Annotated in this window: 15 protein-coding genes; 9 read left to right on the top strand and 6 right to left on the bottom strand. The window is 71.2% G+C overall.

Going from position 1 to position 19718, the window contains the following annotated elements:
- Positions 1-69 precede the first annotated feature (69 nt).
- From Q9S71_RS11860 to Q9S71_RS11850, 3 genes are read left to right on the top strand one after another with little or no spacing between them, the layout of a single operon-like run.
- Complete coding sequence (locus Q9S71_RS11860) at positions 70-525, top strand: FMN-binding protein (protein WP_311862520.1); 456 nt, start codon at positions 70-72, stop codon at positions 523-525.
- Positions 522-1388 carry an FAD:protein FMN transferase gene (locus tag Q9S71_RS11855; RefSeq protein WP_311862519.1) on the top strand — a complete coding sequence of 289 codons (867 nt, stop codon included), beginning with the start codon at positions 522-524 and terminating at the stop codon, positions 1386-1388. Before Q9S71_RS11860 ends, Q9S71_RS11855 begins: the two co-directional genes overlap by 4 nt.
- Entirely contained in the window at positions 1385-2938 is a 1554-nt protein-coding gene (locus Q9S71_RS11850; protein ID WP_311862518.1) for an FAD-dependent oxidoreductase, read from the top strand. Before Q9S71_RS11855 ends, Q9S71_RS11850 begins: the two co-directional genes overlap by 4 nt.
- On the opposite strand, the gene Q9S71_RS11845 is transcribed toward Q9S71_RS11850, so the two are convergent.
- The 4 genes from Q9S71_RS11845 to gndA all read right to left on the bottom strand — a co-directional run bounded on the left by Q9S71_RS11845 (position 2932) and on the right by gndA (position 7238).
- The gene (locus tag Q9S71_RS11845; protein WP_311862517.1) at positions 2932-4398 is read right to left on the bottom strand and encodes a sensor histidine kinase; all 1467 of its coding nucleotides are present in this window, start codon (positions 4396-4398) and stop codon (positions 2932-2934) included. The two genes, Q9S71_RS11850 and Q9S71_RS11845, sit on opposite strands and share 7 nt — an antisense overlap.
- The gene (locus Q9S71_RS11840) at positions 4395-5120 is read right to left on the bottom strand and encodes a response regulator transcription factor (protein WP_064001732.1); all 726 of its coding nucleotides are present in this window, start codon (positions 5118-5120) and stop codon (positions 4395-4397) included. The genes Q9S71_RS11845 and Q9S71_RS11840 overlap by 4 nt, the downstream gene beginning before the upstream one ends.
- Before the next feature lie 49 nt (positions 5121-5169).
- A complete protein-coding gene (locus Q9S71_RS11835) occupies positions 5170-5568 on the bottom strand; it encodes a VanZ family protein (RefSeq protein ID WP_311863273.1) in 399 nt (132 codons plus the stop codon).
- 80 nt (positions 5569-5648) lie between these two features.
- Positions 5649-7238 (bottom strand): NADP-dependent phosphogluconate dehydrogenase, encoded by a 1590-nt coding sequence (gene gndA, locus Q9S71_RS11830; protein WP_311862516.1) that lies wholly within the window; start codon positions 7236-7238, stop codon positions 5649-5651.
- A gap of 484 nt (positions 7239-7722) precedes the next feature.
- Between gndA and Q9S71_RS11825 the strand changes: the two genes are divergently transcribed.
- The 4 genes from Q9S71_RS11825 (at position 7723) to mfd (ending at position 13354) form a co-directional block, all read left to right on the top strand.
- On the top strand, positions 7723-8355 hold the full coding sequence (locus Q9S71_RS11825; RefSeq protein ID WP_311862515.1) for a 50S ribosomal protein L25/general stress protein Ctc: 633 nt from the start codon (positions 7723-7725) through the stop codon (positions 8353-8355).
- Positions 8356-8421: 66 nt separating this feature from the next.
- On the top strand, positions 8422-9006 hold the full coding sequence (gene pth / locus Q9S71_RS11820; RefSeq protein ID WP_311862514.1) for an aminoacyl-tRNA hydrolase: 585 nt from the start codon (positions 8422-8424) through the stop codon (positions 9004-9006).
- Positions 9007-9026: 20 nt separating this feature from the next.
- Positions 9027-9458: an SRPBCC family protein gene (locus tag Q9S71_RS11815; protein ID WP_311862513.1), complete on the top strand. Its 432-nt coding sequence runs from the start codon at positions 9027-9029 to the stop codon at positions 9456-9458.
- Between the two features lie 305 nt (positions 9459-9763).
- Positions 9764-13354, top strand: coding sequence for a transcription-repair coupling factor (gene mfd / locus Q9S71_RS11810; protein ID WP_311862512.1), 3591 nt, complete (start codon positions 9764-9766; stop codon positions 13352-13354).
- Between the two features lie 69 nt (positions 13355-13423).
- Here mfd and Q9S71_RS11805 read toward each other — a convergent pair whose 3' ends face one another.
- Complete coding sequence (locus Q9S71_RS11805; RefSeq protein ID WP_311862511.1) at positions 13424-16096, bottom strand: phosphoenolpyruvate carboxylase; 2673 nt, start codon at positions 16094-16096, stop codon at positions 13424-13426.
- Between the two features lie 68 nt (positions 16097-16164).
- A complete protein-coding gene (locus Q9S71_RS11800) occupies positions 16165-17601 on the bottom strand; it encodes a basic amino acid/polyamine antiporter (RefSeq protein WP_311862510.1) in 1437 nt (478 codons plus the stop codon).
- An 85-nt stretch (positions 17602-17686) separates the two neighbouring features.
- Between Q9S71_RS11800 and Q9S71_RS11795 the strand changes: the two genes are divergently transcribed.
- Positions 17687-18346 carry a nucleoside triphosphate pyrophosphohydrolase gene (locus Q9S71_RS11795; protein ID WP_311862509.1) on the top strand — a complete coding sequence of 220 codons (660 nt, stop codon included), beginning with the start codon at positions 17687-17689 and terminating at the stop codon, positions 18344-18346.
- Between the two features lie 83 nt (positions 18347-18429).
- Positions 18430-19686: a histidine--tRNA ligase gene (locus tag Q9S71_RS11790; RefSeq protein WP_311863270.1), complete on the top strand. Its 1257-nt coding sequence runs from the start codon at positions 18430-18432 to the stop codon at positions 19684-19686.
- The last annotated feature ends 32 nt before the right edge of the window (positions 19687-19718 follow it).

The raw sequence follows: 19718 nt of genomic DNA, 5'->3' as shown, positions 1-19718 counted from the left end.
GGGCCCGCTTTCCTGAGATCACCGCCCCGCGCCCTCGACCGGGCGGGCACGACAGAAGGAGGACCTCTCATGATCCGCACCACCGCCGTACCCCGACCGATCCGCGTCGGCGCCGCCGCCGCATCCGTCGCAGGGCTCGCTCTGCTGGCCGGGTGCGCCGGCCAGACGACCGCTGAGGGGACGTCCTCGCAGCCGCCGGCCTCGGCCGACGCGGGCTCGTCCTCCGGGACGTACAAGGACGGCACCTACACGGCCGAGGGCACCTACCAGACGCCCGAGACCGTCGAGAAGATCAGCGTCACGCTGACGCTCGAGTCGAACAAGGTCACCGCCGTCGAGGTGACCGGCGACCCGCAGGCCCGCGAGACCGAGCAGTACCAGAGCGAGTTCATCGGCGGCATCAAGGACGAAGTCGTCGGGAAGAACCTCGACGACCTGTCCGTCGACCGTGTGGGCGGCTCGTCCCTGACCAGCGGCGGCTTCAACGCGGCGGTGGCCGAGATCCGGACCGAAGCCGCATCATGACCCCCGCCGGCCCGCTCGTCCACTCCTGGACGTTCGAGGCGATCGGCACCGTCTGGCGGATCGACACCGCCGACCCCCTGGATGATGGCGTCCGTGAGGAGATCACGGACGCCATCGCCGTGTTCGACGGCGAGTGGTCCCGCTTCCGCGAGGACTCGCTCGTGCGGCGGCTGGGGGAGAGCGGCGGCGAGGTCCCCGCGCCCGCCGACGCCGGGCCGATGCTCGACGCCTACGACGCGCTCGATTCCGCCACCTCCGGCGCCGTGAACCCGCTCGTCGGGGAGAGCCTCGCGCGCCGCGGGTACGACGCCGAATACTCCCTGATCGACCGGGGCGCCGTCGCCGCGCCACAGGACTGGCGGGCGATCGTGGACTGGTCGGACGCCGTCCTCCGCCTGACGGAGCCCGCCGTCCTCGACGTGGGCGCCCTCGGCAAGGGACGCCTCGTCGACATCGTCATCGCCAGGATCCCCGAAGGCGCCGCCGTCGTCGATGCGGGCGGCGACATCGCGGTCCGCGGCGCGACCCAGCGGATCGCGCTGGAGCACCCCTACGACACGTCCCGCGCGATCGGGGTGTGGCAGGTGACGGATGCCGCCCTGTGCGCCTCGGCGGTCAACCGCCGCGCGTGGGGCGACGGGCTGCACCACGTCCTCGACGCGCGCACCGGTGAGCCGGTGCGCGCCTACGCCGCGACCTGGGCGGTCGCGTCCGATGCCATGACGGCGGATGCGGTCGCGACGGCGTTGTTCTTCGACGGCGGCCCCCGGCTGGCCGCAGAATGGGGAGTCGCCTGGGTGCGCATGCGCACCGACGGCTCCGTCGAATGGTCCCCCCGATGCGAAGCGGAGTTGTTCTCGTGATCTCATCCCTCAGTGCCGCCTGGAGTCGCGTGATCGGCGTCCTCGGCAGGTTGTCCATGTACCGCCTCGTGCTCTTCGCGCTCTCGGCGCTGGCCGTGATCACCCTGGCGGTGTCCCTCGCGGGCGGGGTGTCGGTGGCGCCGCTGGAGTTCGTCGTCACGCTCGCCGTGCTGGCCGTCTCGATCGCCCTCGTCGACACCGTCGCCCAGCGCATCGTCCGCCGCCCGTGGCGGATCGAATCCGCCCTCATCACGGCGCTGATCCTCGTGTTCGTCCTGCGCCCCACCCTCGAGCCGCTGCCGCTCGCCGGCGTCGCGGTCGCGGGCGCTCTCGCCTCGGCATCCAAGTACGTGCTCGCCTGGCAGGGCCGGCACATCTTCAACCCGGCCGCCGTCGGCGCGACGGCCCTCACGATCATCAGCATCTGGGCGCCCGACCTCGGGTCGGCGGCGTGGTGGGTCGGCAACCCGCTGCTCGCCCTGCCGGTACTGCTCCTCGGGCTGGTCGTGCTCGTGCGCACCGAGAAGGTGCGGGTCGTCGGCCTGTTCCTCATCATCGCGATCGCGGTCGCGTTGCTGCGCACGATCGTGCAGGCCCAGTCGGCGGGGTTCGCCCTCGACCCGGGGATGACGTTCTCGGCGATCGTCCTGTCGTCGCCGTTCCTGTTCCTCGGCGCGTTCATGCTCTCGGAGCCGCTGACCCTGCCGCCGCGCCGCTGGCAGCAGTTCGTCGTGGCGGCTGTCGTCGGTGTGCTCGCCGGGTGGCCGATCTCCCTCGGCGAGATCACCCTCGGCCAGGAGCGCGCTCTCCTCGTCGGGAACCTCGTCGCCTTCGTCTTCGCGATGCGTACGGCCGTGCGGCTGACGATCGTCGAGCGCACCCCGCTCACACCGAGCGTGCGCGAGTACAGCTTCCGCGCCGAGCGCCCGGTGCGCTTCGCCCCGGGGCAGTACCTCGAGCTCGAGGTCCCCCACGCGCACCCCGACTCCCGAGGGACCCGGCGCGAGTTCAGCATCCTCTCGTCCCCGGCCGAGCTGCCGCTCGTGAAGATCGCGATGCGCGAGGGATCGCAGTCCAGCTACAAGAAGGCGCTCGCCACCGTCGAACCCGGCGACGAGCTCGCGATCACGGGGATCTGGGGCGACTTCGTCCTGCCGCGCCGCGCCGACGCGCCCGTGCTGATGGTGGCGGCGGGCATCGGCGTGACGCCGTTCGTGTCCCAGCTGCGTCACCTGCGCCTCACGCAGGAGCGACGCGACGTCGTGTTCGTCTACGTCGCCTCGGCCAGCGACGAACTCGCGTTCCGGGACGACCTCGAGGCCGCCGGCATCCCGGTCATCGTCGTCACGCGCGACGGACCCGCGGACCTTCCGGCAGGCTGGACGTGGGCGGGCGGTTCGCGTCTCGACGCCGACGGGCTGTTGCGCCTGGTTCCCGACATCGACCGCCGTCACGCCTACGTGTCGGGCCCGCCGGCGCTGATCGCGACCCTCACCCCGGCCCTCGAGCGGGCCAAGTCGATCACGACGGACGCGTTCAGCGGTTACTGAGCGGGGGAGTCGGGGCGGGCGGGCATCCGCACCTCGAAGGTCGTCGAGCCGGGCTCGGAGGCCACGGCGATACGGCCGCCGTGGCCCTCGACGATCGCCTTGACGATCGAGAGCCCGAGCCCCGTGCCGCCGGTCTGGCGCGCGCGGGACGAGTCGGCGCGCGAGAACCGCTCGAACAGGTCGCCGACGACGGTGGGGTCGATACCGGGCCCGTCGTCGTGGATGCGCAGGACCGCGTCGCCGTCCTCCGACGCCACGGTCGTCGTCACGCGGGTGCCGGCGGGGGTGTGGACCCGCGCGTTGGCGAGCAGGTTCGCCGCCACCTGGTGCAGCCGTCCGGCGTCGCCGGCGACGATGACAGGCTCGTCGGGCACCTCCAGCACCCACTCGTGGTCGGTGCCGGCCACCCGCGCGTCCGAGACGGCTTCCACAGCGAGGCGGGTGAGATCGACCGCGCTGTAGACGAGCTCGGTGCCCTCGTCGAGGCGAGCGAGCAGCAGCAGATCCTCGACGAGCGCCGTCATGCGCAGCGACTGCGCCTGGATGCGTTCCAGCGACTCGCGGGTGGTGTCGGCGACGACACCGGCGGCGGTGTTCCCGCTCGATTCGGCGTGACGGATGCCGCGCAGCGAGAGCTCGGAGTACCCCCGGATCGAGGCGAGGGGAGTGCGCAGCTCGTGGCTCGCATCCGCGACGAACGCGCGCATGCGCTCCTCGTTGCGCTGGCGCGCGGCGAGGGAGGTCTCCACGTGGTCGAGCAGGGTGTTCAGGGCGTGCCCCACCTGACCGACTTCGGTGTGGGTGTCGGTGTCCTCGTCGGGAACGCGCTCGGTGATCGTGACGGCACCCTCCGCCAGGGGCTGCGCCGCGACCCGGGAAGCGGTCGACGCGACGGAGCGCAGGGGTGCGAGGGCGCTGCGGATGAGGAGCGCGATGACCGCGGCGAGCACGAGCAGGCCGCCGGTGGTGAGGAGGGCGACGGTCGTGACGATGCGGGCGCTGACGCTCGTGACCTCCGAGGTCGGCAATCCGAAGATGCTGGAGTACGGGCCGATCCGCAGCCGGTAGTCCCCGAGACCCGCGACCGTGGCGTCGGCCCAGTCGTTGCCGTCCGGGGCGCTGATCTGGATGTTGCGGGTGTCGAGGGTCCGGACGCCGCCCTCCGCATCCACGTAGGCGGCGGTGGGGCCTGCGAGGTTGTTCACGACGAGCAGGGTTCCCCGCTCCGGCCGGCTCGCCTCGAGGATCTGGTCGGCGCGGTGGTTGTAGTCGAGTGCGATCGAGTCCTGCACCCCGGTGACCTTCGCGTCGAGGTTCTCACGCAGGATCGACTCGAGCACCGTACCGGTGCCGAGTCCGACGGTGATGAGGATGACCGAGACGAACGACACGACCGCCGTGATCAGCCGCGCCTGCAGGCTCCAGCGGTGCCGACGGCGACGACGGGACGTCGTGCTCACTGGCTCGCTTTGATCATGTAGCCGACGCCGCGGACCGTGTGGATGAGCGGCTCCTTGCCGGCGTCGATCTTCTTGCGCAGGTAGGAGATGTAAAGCTCGACGACGCTCGAGCGGCCGCCGAAGTCGTAGTTCCAGACGCGGTCGAGGATCTGCGCCTTCGAGAGCACACGGCGCTGGTTGCGCATGAGGTAGCGCAGCAGCTCGAACTCGGTCGCGGTGAGCTCGATCTCGTCGTCGCCGCGGAAGACCTCGTGCGAGTCCTCGTTGAGGGTGAGGTCGCCGACGCGCAGGATCGGGTCGGCGGCGCCGGCGGATGCCCCGGCGCGGCGCATCAGCCCCCGCAGCCGCGCGACGACCTCCTCGAGGCTGAACGGCTTCGTCACGTAGTCGTCACCACCGGCGGTGAGCCCGGCGACACGGTCGCTGACGGAGTCCTTCGCGGTGAGGAAGAGCACCGGCACGTCGTCGCCGCCCTGGCGCAGACGCTGCAGCACCGACATCCCGTCGAGGTCGGGCATCATGATGTCGAGCACCATCGCATCGGGGGCGAACTCCCGCGCGGCGGTCAGGGCGTCGAAGCCGGAACCGGCGGTGCGCACCTCCCAGCCCTCCATCCGCAGGGCCATCGAGAGCAGGTCGGTCAGCATCTGCTCGTCGTCGACGACGAGGACGCGCAGGGGGGAGCCGTCGGGGCGCTGGAGTACAGGGGCAGGCATGGTCATGACTCCATTCTCATGACCTTCCTATGACCGCGCTATGCCCCGGCTTCGGTCATGCTCGGTATCCCTGCTGCCGCCGCGGATGCGGCGGCGACAGCAGGAAGGCGAGCAGCAGCATGAGGCACATCCCGATGACGGCGCCCAGCGTGTTGGCGATCACGTCACGGACGTCGGCGACGCGGGAGTCGAGCAGGAGCGCCTGCAGGGTCTCGATCGCCGCACTGGCGAGCGCCCCCAGGATGGGCGCCAGCCACCAGCCGCGCACGCCGAACCACAGGACGGCGATCACCCCGAGGGGGACGAACATCGCGACGTTCGCGCCGAACTCGACGCGGTCGAACGTGATCCAGGCCGTCGAGGGACGCTCAGCGAACCACTCCAGCAGCCGGTTCAGTCCCGACGCGATGTCGGAACCGTACGGCGCCGCCCGCAGCGTCATCCAGCCGACCAGCCATGCGTAGAGGGCGGTCAGGACGGCGAGGACGATGCGCGCGGCGGCCCGGTGGACACGCAGCGCGGTGTCGCTGCGGCTCAGTGGGTGTCCTCGGCTTCGACTTCGGTGCGGTCGCCGGACCAGAGGGTGTGGAAGGTGCCGTCCTTGTCGATGCGCTTGTAGGTGTGGGCGCCGAAGAAGTCGCGCTGTCCCTGGATGAGTGCGGCGGGCAGGCGGTCGGCGCGCAGGCCGTCGTAGTAGGCGAGGGAGGAGCTGAAGGCGGGGGCGGGGATGCCGGCGGATGCCGAGATGCGGACGACCTCGCGCCAGGCGTCCTGCGTGCGGCCGAGGGCTTCGACGAAGTACGGCGCGGTGAGGAGGACGGGGAGGTCCGCTTCGGCGTCGTAGGCCTCGGCGATGCGGTTGAGGAACTGGGCGCGGATGATGCAGCCGCCGCGCCAGATCTTGCTGACGGCGCCGAGGTCGATGTTCCAGCCGTACTGGGCGGCACCGGCGCGGATCTCGTCGAAGCCCTGGCTGTACGCGACGATCTTCGAGGCGTAGAGGGCCAGGCGCACCTGCTCGATGAACGCGTCGGCGTCGGTGACGGTGAAGTCCTCGGGGGAGGGCCCGGGCAGGCCGCCGGCCACGTCGCGCTGCTCGCGGTGGCTGGAGAGCGAGCGGGCGAAGGTGGCTTCGGCGATGCCGGAGACGGGGACGCCGAGGTCGAGGGCGGTCTGCACGGTCCAGGCTCCGGTGCCCTTGGCGCCGGCCTGGTCGACGATGACGTCGACGAGGGGCTTGCCGGTGGCGGCATCCGTCTGGCGGAGCACCTCGGCGGTGATCTCGATCAGGTAGGACTCGAGCTCGCCGGTGTTCCACTCGGCGAAGATGTCGGCGATCTCGGCGGGCGTCTTGCCGGTGCCGCGGCGGATGAGGTCGTACGCCTCGGCGATCAGCTGCATGTCGGCGTACTCGATGCCGTTGTGCACCATCTTGACGAAGTGTCCGGCGCCGTCGTGGCCGATGTGGGTGACGCACGGCTCGCCCTCGGCGACCGCGGCGATGGACTTCAGGATGGGGCCGAGGGTGACCCACGCCTCGTCGGGGCCGCCGGGCATGAGGGACGGACCGTTGAGGGCGCCCTCCTCGCCGCCGGAGACACCCATGCCGACGAAGTTGTAGCCCGCCTCCGAGACCGCCTTCTCGCGGCGGATCGTGTCGGTGAACAGGCTGTTGCCGCCGTCGATGATGATGTCGCCGGGCTCGAACACGCGCATGAGCTCGTCGATGACGGCATCCGTCGGCTTGCCGGCCTTGACCATGATGATCGCGGTGCGGGGCTTCTGCAGCGACGCGGCGAACTCCTCGTAGGTGAACGCGGGCACGAACTCGGCCTCGGGGTGCGCCTCGAGCAGCTCGTCGGTCTTCGACCGCGACCGGTTGAACACCGCGACCGTGTTGCCCTCACGCGACGCGAGGTTGCGGGCCAGGTTCGAGCCCATCACCGCGAGACCGACGACACCGATGTTCGCCGGACCCTGCGCAGAGCCGGTCGACGCCGACTCGGGGTGGGTGGGACGGTCGACCTCTTCGGGCTGCGGAGCCCCCTCGTGCTGCTGCGTCGCCTCGTGCGGAGCCTGATCCTGATCCGTCGAGGGGCCGGTGGGAGAGGGGGTCGACGACATACGGGGCTCCAGGTCTACGTGAGGTGTGAGCGGAATGGGGTGGGTGCCGGTGACCGGCGGTCCCCTTCGGTCACTGTATCCGCTGGACCGAGAGGGGCGATCGCGTGTGACGCGGTCAGTCCTTGTAGCTGCGACCCATCGAGAAGAAGGCGCCGACGACGCAGACGGCGGTGGCCGCGCTCAGAGCTCCGACGAACCAGAGCAGTGCGTGCGACATCCATCCGTAGTCCATGGGTCCTCCGTGTCTCGGGGGTGAGGGGCTGAGATTCCATCGTATCCGGCGCGCTGATAGACTCGACTCGAACTTCGGCGAGGGATGCGGCGCATCCGTGATCGACGCGGTGAAGCAGGCTTCGCGGCTTTCCTCACGCGCATGCGTTCGAGTCGAACCACAGACCACGTCTGGGCCGCATCGGCCCGGGTACAGACGAGGCCGTACCGGCCCCGATTGACTGGGCCGTGATGGCCCGCAAGGAGAACACTCATGTCGACTGAGACCGACACCAAGGTCGTCGCCGAGCTGCGCGAGCAGTTCGGTAAGGGCTTCGCCCGCCGTCTGCGCGCGGCCGGCAAGATCCCCGCTGTCATCTACGGCCACGGCACGGACCCCGTGCACGTCGCGCTTCCGGGCCACCAGGTCTCGCTGCTCATCCGTCGCGCCAACGCGCTGCTCGAGCTCGAGATCGCCGGCAAGCAGCAGCTCACGCTGGTCAAGGATGTCCAGAAGGACCCCGTGCACCAGGTCATCGAGCACATCGACCTCCTCGTCGTGAAGAAGGGCGAGAAGATCCAGGTCGACGTCCCCGTCTCGGTCATCGGCGAGCCGTTCCCCGGCACGATCGCGAACCTCGAGAACACCACCGTGACGCTCGAGGTCGAAGCGACCCACATCCCGCAGAACGTCGAGGTCTCGGTCGAGGGTCTCGAGGACGGCACGCACATCACCGCCGGTGAGCTGACGCTGCCCCGCGGTGCCACGCTGGTGACCGAGGCCGACACGCTCGTCGTCGGTGTCGCGCTGCCGCCGGCTCCCGTCGAGGACGAGGCGGAGGAGTCCGAGGAGGGCGCCGAGGCCGAGGGCGACGAGGCGCCTGCCGCCGAGGAATCCGCCGAGTAAGACGAACACGTTCGAAGCCCGTCGCCGCTGTTGCTGCGACGGGCTTCGTCGTCGGAAGGGACGGTCATGGCCGACACCTGGTTGATCGTGGGGCTCGGGAATCCGGGTCCGCGCTACGAGGCGACGCGACACAACGTCGGGCAGATGGTGATCGACGAGCTCGCGCGGCGCCGCTCGGAGTCGTTGCGCGCGCACAAGGCGAACGCGCGGGTGGCCGAGACGTGGCTGCGTCCTGGGGGGCCGAAGCTGGTGCTCGCCAAGCCCAACTCGTTCATGAACGTGTCGGGTGGTCCGGTGTCCGCGCTCGCGGCCTTCTACGGCGTGCCGGCGGAGCGGGTCGTGATCGTGCACGACGAACTCGACATCCCCTTCGACTCCCTCAAACTGAAGGTCGGCGGCGGCCACGGTGGGCACAACGGCGTCCGTGACGTCGCGAAGGCGCTCGGCACGCCGGAGTTCCCGCGGGTGCGGGTCGGCATCGGGCGTCCGCCGGGGCGTCAGGACCCCGCCGATTGGGTGCTCGATCCGTTCGGTGCGGCGGAACGCCCGAACCTCCCCATCGCGATCGCGGATGCGGCGGATGCCGTGGAGCAGCTCGTCGAGGAGGGGCTGCTCGCCGCGCAGCAGCGCCATCACGCGCCGCGCGCCTGAGTGGTCGATGGTGTGATCACGTGGTTGGCGATTCGCTGACGGTGGTGACGGAGATCCGTGCGTCCGTGGAGGATGTCTGGCGGTGTCTCACCGTCGGTCGGAGCGCGTGGTGGCCGGAGATGCGCTTCGAGGCGGTTGTCGGTTCGCCGCTCGTGGAGACGTGGGTCGAAGACGGGCGTCAGGGCGTCGCGTCGGGAAGCGTCACCCACTGCGTGGAACCGCACGTTCTCGGCTTCCGCTGGTCGGAGGACGGGTGGGATGGCCCTCTCGACGTCGAGATCGAGCTCGTCGGTCACGGCGATTCGACGTCGGTGAGACTGACCGAGTCGGGATTCTCGGGTGTGGGGACTCCGGACTCGCTGCAGTCGGAACACGAGGCAGGGTGGCGGTATCACCTGGCGCGGTTGAAGAGTGCGAGTGAGGCCCGCGCGGTCGACGCTGACGTGTCGTGAGCGCGACTGGCGACTCGGCGGGAGGGGTGTCGCGATCCCGGAATCGTGGTTGTCTCAGAAGGGTGCGGGTTCTGTCGCCCCGGGTGGCGGTGGTGGTGGTGCGGCAGGGGTGAAGGCGACGGCCGGGGTGGGCGCGTCTTCGCGGTAGATCCTGCCGAGGGGTGAGGTCCATTCGAGGACTCCACCCTTGAGTTCGAACTAACGCACGTGCCCACTTGACCGAAGGGGAACCCATGTTCGATCCCACACCGCACCGTGCCCGCCTCGCCGACCCCGGTGTCCGACGGGCCGCGTAGACTTCCCCGGTGACAATTCCCGGGATCGTGCGCGCCCTCGAACAGGCTGACAGCTTCCGGGAGGCCCTCGACGGCGCCGGATCGGACGTCGACTTCTCGGCCGTGACGGGCCTCGACGCTCCGCTGCTCGCCGGACTCCTCGAGCGACGCGCCGCGTCGGGACGGCCTCCCGTCCTGCTGCTCGTCGCCCCCACGGGGCGGCGCGCCGAGAGCATCGGCGCGGCCCTGCAGTGCCTCCTGCCCGACGCCGTCGTCCGGCACCTCCCGGCATGGGAGACCCTGCCGCACGAGCGTCTCAGCCCCAGCGCCGAGACCGTCGGCCGGCGGCTGAGCGTCCTCCGCGATGCGGCCGACTGGGACGGTCGCACCCCCCTCGTAGTCACTGCGTCCGTCCGTGGCGCGCTGCAGCCGATCGCGGCGGGATTGACGGATGCCGGTGTCGTCCGGCTCGAGCTCGGATCCCGCGGGCAGGAGCTCGACGACATCGTCCACCGACTCGTCGACCTCGCCTACCACCGGGTCGACATGGTCTCGCGACGAGGCGAGTTCGCCGTCCGCGGCGGCATCCTCGATGTGTTCCCGCCCGTCGCCGACCACCCCTACCGGGTGGACTTCTTCGGCGACGAGATCGATCAGATCCGCGCCTTCTCCGTCGCCGATCAGCGCTCCCTGCCCGGCGAGGTGCGCGAGGTGACCCTGCTCCCGAGCCGGGAGCTCCTCCTCACCGACGCCGTCCGCGAGCGGGCCGCCGCCCTGCGGGATCGGATGCCGGGACTCGGCACCATGCTCGAGAAGATGAGCCAGGGCATCCCGGTCGAAGGCATGGAGTCGCTGCTGCCCGCCGTCGCCGACGCCGTCCTTCCGCTCGTGGACTACCTGCCCGAAGGCGCGGCGGTGGCCGTCGTCGACCCCGAGCGCGCCGTCACCCGCGCCATGACGCTCGCCGAGACGAACCGCGAGTTCCTCGAAGCCGCGTGGAGCGCGGCGACCGCCGGCGCCGAGAGCCCCGTCGACCTCGGCGCGGGCGACTTCCTCACCCTCCCCGAGCTGCGCGAGGCCTCCGCCTCCCGTCAGGGCGTGTGGTGGACGCTCAGCACCTTCGATTCGGGGGCGTCGGATGCCGCCGCCGAGGGCCTCGTCGAGCGTGCGGATGCGGCGGTTCGGATCCCCGCCTCTGCCGTCCCCTCGTTCCAGGGCAACATCGACGGCGCGACGGAGCACATCGGCAACCTGCTGAGCGCGGGCTGGCGCGTCGTGGTCGCGGCATCCGGAACCGGCCTCGTCGACCGCTCGCGCGACGTCCTCGCCGAACGCGGACTCGCCGCGCGCGCGGTCGACGCGGTGACCGACGTCCCCGATGCGGGGATCGCGGTCGCGACCGTCGCGACCCTCGAAGCAGGATTCCTCTTCGCCGACGCAAAGCTCGCCGTCTTCACCGAGAGCGACTTCTACGGACGCACGATCGGCGCCGACTCGCGCGTCGTCAAGAAGCTCGCGTCGCGTCGACGCAACGTCGTCGACCCCTTGCAGCTGAAGCCCGGCGATCACGTCGTCCACTCGACCCACGGCATCGGCCGGTTCGTCGAGCTCGTGCAGCGGGAGGTGTCCTCGGGCGGTCGCAACGCGGTCAAGAGCAAGCGCGAGTACCTCGTGCTCGAGTACGCGCCGTCCAAGCGCGGACACCCGGGCGACAAGCTCTTCGTCCCGACCGACCAGCTCGACCTGCTGTCGCGGTACGTCGGCGGCGAGGCGCCGCAGCTCTCGAAGATGGGCGGGTCGGATTGGGCCGCCGCCAAGGGCAAGGCGCGCCGTGCCGTCCGCGACATCGCCGTCGAGCTCGTGAAGCTGTACTCGGCCCGGATGGCGTCGAAGGGGTACGCGTTCGGTCCCGACACCCCGTGGCAGCGCGAGCTCGAAGAGGCGTTCCCGTTCGCGGAGACCCCCGACCAGCTGCAGACGATCGACGAGATCAAGGCCGACATGGAGAAGCCGATCCCCATGGACCGCCTGCTCTCTGGCGACGTCGGCTTCGGCAAGACCGAGGTGGCCGTGCGCGCCGCGTTCAAAGCGATCCAGGAGGGAAAGCAGGTCGCGATGCTCGTGCCGACGACCCTCCTCGCCAAGCAGCACCTCGAGACGTTCACCGAGCGCTTCGCCGGCTTCCCCGTCAAGGTCCGTCCGCTCTCGCGCTTCCAGACGGCGAAGGAGGCCAAGGACACCCTCGCCGGGCTCGCCGACGGCACGATCGACATGGTCATCGGGACGCACCGCATCCTCACCGAGAAGGTCGTCTTCAAGGACCTCGGCCTCATGATCATCGACGAGGAGCAGCGGTTCGGCGTCGAGCACAAGGACGCCCTGAAGAAGCTCAAGACGAACGTCGACATCCTCGCGATGAGCGCGACCCCCATCCCGCGCACGCTCGAGATGGCGGTCACCGGCATCCGCGAGATGTCGACGCTCGCGACGCCGCCCGAGGAACGGCATCCGATCCTCACCTACGTCGGTCCTCGCAGCGACAAGCAGATCGCCGCCGCCATCCGACGCGAGCTGCTGCGCGAGGGACAGGTGTTCTTCGTCCACAACCGCGTGTCCTCGATCCAGCGGGTCGCCGCGCAGCTCGCCGAGCTGGTTCCCGAGGCGCGCATCGCCGTCGCCCACGGCCAGATGGGCGAGCACGCCCTCGAGCAGGTCGTCGACGACTTCTGGGAGCGTCGCGCCGACGTCCTCGTCTCGACGACGATCATCGAGACCGGCCTCGACATCGCGAACGCGAACACGATGATCATCGACCGCGCCGACAAGTACGGGCTCTCGCAGCTGCACCAGCTGCGCGGCCGCGTCGGACGTGCCCGCGAGCGCGCGTACGCGTACTTCCTCTACGACGAGAACAAGCCCCTGAGCGAGACCGCCGCCGACCGCCTCGAGACGATCGCCGTCAACAACGACCTCGGCTCGGGCATGCAGGTCGCCCTGAAGGACCTCGAGATCCGCGGCGCGGGAAACCTGCTCGGCGCCGAGCAGGCGGGGCACATCGCCGGCGTCGGATTCGACCTGTACCTGCGGATGATCGGCGAGGCGGTCGCGACCTTCCGCGGCGAGGACACCGAGGGGCCGACCGAGCTCCGGCTCGAGCTCCCCGTGCAGGCGCGCATTCCCGAGTCGTACATCGACAGCGAGCGGCTGCGTCTCGAGGCGTACCAGAAGCTGTCGGCCGCGGCATCCGTCACCGCGGCGGACGACGCCATCGGCCTCGTGCTCGAGGAGCTCACCGACCGCTACGGCGCCCCGCCCGCCGAGGTCGAGGGCCTCATCTCGATCGCGCGGCTGCGTCGCCGCGCCGCGCAGTCGGGCCTGTCGGACGTCGTCGCGATGGGACCGAACCTCCGCATCGCGCCGGCGCACATCCCGGACTCCATCCGCGTGCGCCTGCAGCGCCTGCACCCCAAGGCCAAGGTCGTCTCGGGCGGCGAGGCGATGGTCGTCCCGTTGCCGACCGCCGGGGGCGATCCGCTCGCCGACGCCGACCTCATCGCGTGGACGGCGCAGCTGCTCGATCAGATCTTCCCGCTCCCGGTCGCCCAGACCGCGGACGCCTGAGACGGCGCGTCCCGCCCGCGACGGTGGACCGTCAGGGGCGGGACGCGCCGTGTCGAGGGATGCCGGGGCTCACCCGGTGTTCTGCAGTCCCGCGGCGACGCCCGAGACCGACAGCAGCAGCAGCCGCTGCAGGTCGGGGTCGACCTGGCCGCCCGCCTGCGTCTCGCGGAGTCCGCGCAGCGCGCGCAGCTGCAGGAGCGAGAGCGCGTCGACGTAGGGGCTGCGCATCTTCACCGCGCGCCCCAGCACGGGACGGTTGGACAGCAGCTCGGTGCCGCCGGTGAGGCGCACGACCCAGTCGCGGGTGAGGGTCATCTCGTCGCGGACGAGCGTGGCGAGGTCGTCGCGGTCGCCGAGCTCGAGATAGTGACGGGCGATGCGGTCGTCGGTCTTGGCGAGGCTCATGGCGACGTTGTCGATGAGGGTCCGGAACAGCGGCCATTCCTCGTACGCGCCCCGCAGCGTGGCCTCGTCGCCGACGGCGTCCAGCGCCGTCCCGAGGCCGAACCAGCCGGCGAGGTTGATGCGGGCCTGCGTCCACGCGAACACCCACGGGATCGCCCGCAGGTCGGCGAGGGACTCCACCGACAGGCCGCGGCGCGCCGGACGCGAGCCGAGCGCGAGCAGCCCGATCTCCTCCATGGGGGTCACCTGGGCGAACCACGGCGCGAAGCCGGGCGCCTTCACGAGGGAGAAGAACCGCTCGCGCGAGGCCGCGTCCATCGTCGCCGCGACCGAGGCGTAGCGCTCGGCCGCGGACCGGTTGCGGTCCTCGATCGAGGGGGCCGAGGCGAGGAGGGTCGCGGCGGCGACCTGGTCGATGTGGCGCATCGCGATCGCGGGGTCGCCGTAGCGGGCGAAGATGACCTCGCCCTGCTCGGTGAGCTTGAACCGGCCGTCGACGGAGTGGGGCGGCTGCGCGAGGATCGCGGAGTTTGCCGGTCCGCCACCGCGCCCGAGGGCGCCGCCACGGCCGTGGAACAGGGTCAGCTCGATGCCCTGCTCGACCGCCCACGCCGAGATCTCCGCCTGCGCCTCGTACAGCGCGAGGTTGGCGGCGACGGGGCCGACGTCCTTCGACGAATCGGAGTAGCCGAGCATGACCTCGAGCCGACGACCGGTCGCCTCGAGCCGGGACGCGAACGCCGGGTGGTCGACGATCTCGGCGAGGATCCCGGGGGCGGCCTGCAGGTCTGCGAACGTCTCGAACAGCGGGATGACGTCGAGCACCGGGGGAGTGCCGTCGGGACCCACGGCGTGCCGGGCGAGGGTGTGGACGGCGGCGAGGTCGTCGGCGGACTGCGTGAACGAGACGATGTAGCGGCCCGCGGCCCGCGGCCCGTACCGGTCCTGCAGGAACGCGATGGTGCGGAAGACCTCGAGCACCTCCTCGGTCAGCTCCGAGCGCGCACCGCCCGCTTCGAGCTCGGCGAGCACCTTGGCGTGCACGGCCGAGTGCTGGCGCACCTCGAGCTCGGTGAGGTGGAACCCGAAGGTCTCGACCTGCCAGATGAGGTGCTGCAGGTGTCCGTAGGCCTGCCGCGGAGCGCGCGCCGCGACGAGGGAATCCTGCAGGACACGCAGGTCGGCGAGCAGATGTTCGGGATCGCGGTAGGCGAGGTCGGCGTTGCGGGTGCGCGTCGCGGCGATCTTGCGGGCGAGCAGCAGCATGATGCGGCGGTACGGCTCGTTGGGGGAGCGCTTCGCGATCTCCGCCGCCGCCTCCTCATCGGCATCCTTCAGCCGCTGCCACAGTGCGAGGAGCTCCGGCGTGGGCGGGGTGGACTCGGCGTCGAGGGTCAGCGTGCGCCCCACCCGGTTCGCGGTGTGCTCGAGTCCGAGCAGGACGTGCTCGCTCGCGATCGCGGCGGCCTTGCGCGTGGTCTTCGCCGTCACGAACGGGTTGCCGTCGCGGTCGCCGCCGACCCAGGAGCCGATGCGCATGAAGGGGCGCACGAGGGGCGGGCGGGCCCCGGCATCCTCCCCCTGCAGGACGTCGTCGATGCGGCGGTAGACGTGCGGGATCGACGTGTACAGCGTCTCGTCGAAGATCGCCATGACGGCGCGCACCTCGTCGGTCGGCGACGGCTTCTCGGCGCGCAGCGGCGCGGTGCGCCAGAGGGTGTCGACCTCTTCGAGCATGCGACGCTCGGCGCGGCGGCGGTCGGGGCTGTCGGCCTCCGCGGCATCCCGTTCGCGTAGCAGGTCGGCGAGGCGACGGATGCTGTTCGACACGGCACGGCGTCGCGCCTCGGTCGGGTGCGCCGTGAAGACGGGGTGGAAGCGCAGGCCCTGCAGTCGTTCGAGGGCACCCTCCTGCCCGATCTCCTCGGACAGCCGCCGGTACGCCGAGACGATCGAGTCGCCCGCGTCGCGGGTGTCGCCACGACCGCTGCGCTCACGGAGGACTCGCACGCGCTGGTGCTCCTCGGCGAGGTTCACGAGGTGGAAGTAGCAGGTGAAGGCGCGGGCGACCTCCTCGGCGCGCTCCAGAGTGAACGCGTCCGCGATGGACGCCGCACGCGCGAACGCCTCGGGGGTCGGGTCGGTGTACGCCTGGATGGTCGCGACGCGCAGTCGCTCGACGTCCTCGAACAGACCGGGCGAACCGCTCTCGCGCAGCACGCGCCCGAGCAGCGCGCCGAGCGTGCGCACATCGGCGCGCATCCGCTCGGGGATCTCCTGCTCGGCTTCGTAACGTCCGACGAGGTCGATGGCTTCGGTGGGGGTCGGTTCGTGCACCGTTTCACGTTAGCGAGGATTGCGAGCGACAATTTCCGCGTGACGGTGGATGCCGGTGCCCGCTACCCTCACACGGCGATGACGCCCTGCGCGATGAGCACGACGGCGACGACCGCGCCGATGGCGGCGAGACCGAAGAGCACCGCTTCGGCGGGAGTGAACACACGCGCGCGCTGCTGGCGCCGGCCGATGACGAAGAGGATCGTGCCGGGGACGATGATGACCAGGCACAGCAGCAGGTACGTCGCCCCCGCGGCCCACAGCAGGTACAGCGTGTAGAGCGTTGCGAGCACCGCGACGACGGCGTCGCCGAGGCGGCCGCGCCGACCGTCCTGCACGGCGAGCTTGAGCGCGAACGCGGCGGAGAGGAAGAACGGGATGAGAGCCAGCGCGCTCGTGAGCTCGAGCGCCGCGTCGAAGGCGTTCTGCGCGAACAGGACGACCACGAGCATCGCCTGCGCGAGCAGGGACGAGAGGGTGAGGGCGCCGGTGGGGGTGTCCTTCGCGTTGGTGCGCCGCAGGAACCGGGGCAGGTCGCCGGCGCGCGCCGCCGACAGCAGCACCTCGGCGGCCATGAGGGTCCAGGCGAGGTAGGCGCCGAGCACCGCGACGACGAGCGCGACCCCGATGAACGCGGCCCCCCAGCCGCCCACGGCGGCCTCGAGCACGCCGCCCATCGACGGCTGTCGGAGCCCCGCGATCTCCGCACGCGGGATGACACCGTACGAGACCACCGTGACCGAGGCGAAGACGGCGAGCACGCTCAGGAAGCCGAGGACGGTGGCGCGTCCGACATCCGATCGGCGTCGCGCGTGGCGCGAGTTGACGGTCGCCCCCTCGATCCCGATGAAGACGAACACCGTCACGAGCATCGTCGTCCGGATCTGCTCGCCGAGACCGGTGCCCGGGTCGCCCGACCAGTTCGCGGCGAACACGGCGGGATCGAAGACCGTGAGGCAGAGCACGACGAACACGACGATGGGCACCGTCTTCGCGATCGTGACGATCCGGTTGAGCGCCGCAGCCTCGCGGACGCCCCGACGGATGAGGACGTAGAAGAGCCAGATGCCGGCGGAGGAGATCGCCACCGCGAGCGGCGTGTTGCCCTCGCCGAGCGCGGGGAAGACGGCACCCAGGGTGCCGGTGATGAAGACCCAGTAGAAGACGTTGCCCACGCAGGCGCTCGCCCAGTAGCCGAATGCGGCGAAGTAGCCGACGTAGTTGCCGAACCCCTCCTTCGCGTAGCTGAAGATGCCCGCGTCGAGGTCGGGCCTGCGGACCGCGAGCCGCTGGAAGACGAGCGCGAGCATGAACATGCCGCCGCCGGCGATCGCCCAGGCGATCAGCGTGCCCGCGACTCCGGTCGACTCGGCGAAGGTCGCCGGGAGGGAGAACACCCCCGCGCCGATCATGGAGCCGACGACGAAGGTGCTGAGTGTCAGGAGGGAGACGTGGGTCGCCTGCGCGGGTGCGGTGGGACCCGAGGCGGTGGGAGCGGGGGTCACCGTCCCACCCTACGCGCGGCGGTTCGCCGGGCCATCGCCGCTGGCGATCACCCCGGCCCGCGGCATCCCTCGTATCGTGTCCGTCATGATGGACGAGCCCCGCGAACCCCGCCGCGACCACCTGCGGGAGGCAGCGGAGACGATGCGCGCCGTGCGGGACCGGTGCGTCTGGACCCGGCGGATCGATCACGCCGACCTCGTGCCCTACCTGCAGGAGGAGGCCGCCGAGCTCGTCGACGCGGTCGAAGCGGGCACCCGCGCCGATCTCAAGGAGGAGCTCGGCGACCTGCTGTGGCAGGTGCTCTTCCACGCCGAGATCGCCTCGCGCGACGAGACGGATCCGTTCGACATCGACGACGTCGCCGCGGCACTCGCCGAGAAGATGATCCGTCGCCACCCCCACGTGTTCGGCGCCGCCGTCGCGACGACACCCGACGAGGTGCTGATCCACTGGAACGCGGCGAAGGCGGCCGAGAAGCGCACGCGCACGAGCGTCCTCGACGGGGTGTCGATGCACATGCCCTCGCTCGCCCTCGCGCAGAAGATGCTCGGGAAGGCCGCCCAGGTCGGGGTGACACCGCCACCGCCGCCACCGACGCCGTCGCCCGCCGACGAGGCGGAGCTGGGCGAGGCGCTGCTGGCGCTGGTCGCGCAGGCGAGGGAGGCCGGCTGGGATGCCGAGCGCGCCCTGCGGCAGCGTCTGCGCGCGCTTGCCGAGGACGTCCGCGCGGCCGAGTCCCGCTGAGTCGCCCCGGGGCCTGCAGGCGCGGCCGCGGGAGCGCGGTCTGAGAGACTAGGACCGTGCCCTCCGTGAATCCGCCGCGCGGCATGCGCGACTTCCTCCCCGCCGACAAAGCCCGCCGCGAGCGGGTGCTCGCCGTCATCCGCGACCGCTACCGGGCGCACGGGTTCGACGAGATCGAGACCCCCGTCGTCGAGGACTACGAGCGGCTCCATGCGGGGATCGGCGGCGACAACGAGAAGCTCGCCTTCAACGTCCTGCGTCGCGGGCTCGACGCCGAGGCCATCCGCGCGGCCGCCGACGACCCGGCGGCCCTGTCCGACCTGGGTCTGCGCTACGACCTCACCGTGCCGCTGGCGCGGTTCTATGCGACCAACCGTGCACAGCTGCCGTCCGTGTTCCGCGCGATCCAGATCGCGCCGGTGTGGCGCGCGGAGCGGCCCCAGAAGGGGCGGTACCGCCAGTTCGTGCAGTGCGACATCGACATCATCGGCGACGCGACGGCCCGGGCCGAGGTCGAGCTGCTGACGGCGAGCCTCGACGTCCTCGAGGCGCTCGGTCTCGAGGGCGGCACGATCCGCATCAACGACCGCCGCGCCCTCGACGCGATGCTCGCCGCCTTCGGTTTCGCCGAGGCGGACCGCGCCGGCGTCCTCATCACGATCGACAAGCTCGACAAGGTGGGGCCGGCCGGGGTGGTCGCCGAGCTGCGGGACCGCGGCGCCGACGAAGGCGCCGTCACCGCGTTCGAGGCGTTCCTGAACCGTCCGCAGACGCGCGAGTACCTGCCCTTCGGCGAGGCGCAGATCCGCAAGGCGCTCCCCGAGGGCGTTGCGGACGAGATCGTGGGCCACCTGGTCGGCATCGGCGACGCGGTCGCCGCCGCGCGGGGGACCGCCGACGTGCCCCTGCACTTCGACCCGTTCCTCGTGCGCGGCATGGGCTACTACACCGGCACGATCTACGAGCTCGCGCATCCCTCGGTCTCCTACTCGCTCGGCGGCGGTGGCCGGTACGACGGCATGATCGGCCGCTTCCTCGGCCAGGACGTGCCGGCGGTGGGCTTCTCCATCGGGTTCGAGCGGATCGTGGACCTCGTCGGAGCGGGGGAGGATGCCGCATCCGCTGCCGTCGTCCTCATCGCCGACCGCGACGTCCCCCTCGCCGAGCTCGCCGGCCACAAGGCGTTCTTCGTCGCGCAGGGCGCGCGTGTGCGCCTCGAGCAGCGGACGAAGAACCTCAAGGGGCTGTTGGAGCGGTCCGCCGCCGACGGGTACACGTCCTTCGGCACCGTGTCCGCAGGCGCCCCGTCCGCGTCGATCGAGCTGCGTCTGCTCGGCTGACAGCGCTGCGCGGCGCTGCTAGCGTTCCGCGC

Source organism: Microbacterium gawkjiense (genome assembly GCF_031932225.1).
Classification (GTDB): Bacteria; Actinomycetota; Actinomycetes; order Actinomycetales; family Microbacteriaceae; genus Microbacterium; species Microbacterium gawkjiense.
Note: the sequence above shows the minus strand (reverse complement) of the source record. Positions and strands in the feature narration are given on the sequence as shown.

What these genes read in the sequence shown, in the direction of transcription:
- Q9S71_RS11795 (WP_311862509.1), top strand. Translation starts at nt 17,687, where the DNA reads ATGATGGACGAGCCCCGCGAACCCCGCCGCGACCACCTGCGGGAGGCA.
- Q9S71_RS11855 (WP_311862519.1), top strand. Translation starts at nt 522, where the DNA reads ATGACCCCCGCCGGCCCGCTCGTCCACTCCTGGACGTTCGAGGCGATC.
- Q9S71_RS11790 (WP_311863270.1), top strand. Translation starts at nt 18,430, where the DNA reads ATGCGCGACTTCCTCCCCGCCGACAAAGCCCGCCGCGAGCGGGTGCTC.
- gndA (WP_311862516.1), bottom strand. Translation starts at nt 7,238, where the DNA reads ATGTCGTCGACCCCCTCTCCCACCGGCCCCTCGACGGATCAGGATCAG.
- Q9S71_RS11840 (WP_064001732.1), bottom strand. Translation starts at nt 5,120, where the DNA reads ATGACCATGCCTGCCCCTGTACTCCAGCGCCCCGACGGCTCCCCCCTG.
- pth (WP_311862514.1), top strand. Translation starts at nt 8,422, where the DNA reads ATGGCCGACACCTGGTTGATCGTGGGGCTCGGGAATCCGGGTCCGCGC.
- Q9S71_RS11860 (WP_311862520.1), top strand. Translation starts at nt 70, where the DNA reads ATGATCCGCACCACCGCCGTACCCCGACCGATCCGCGTCGGCGCCGCC.
- Q9S71_RS11825 (WP_311862515.1), top strand. Translation starts at nt 7,723, where the DNA reads ATGTCGACTGAGACCGACACCAAGGTCGTCGCCGAGCTGCGCGAGCAG.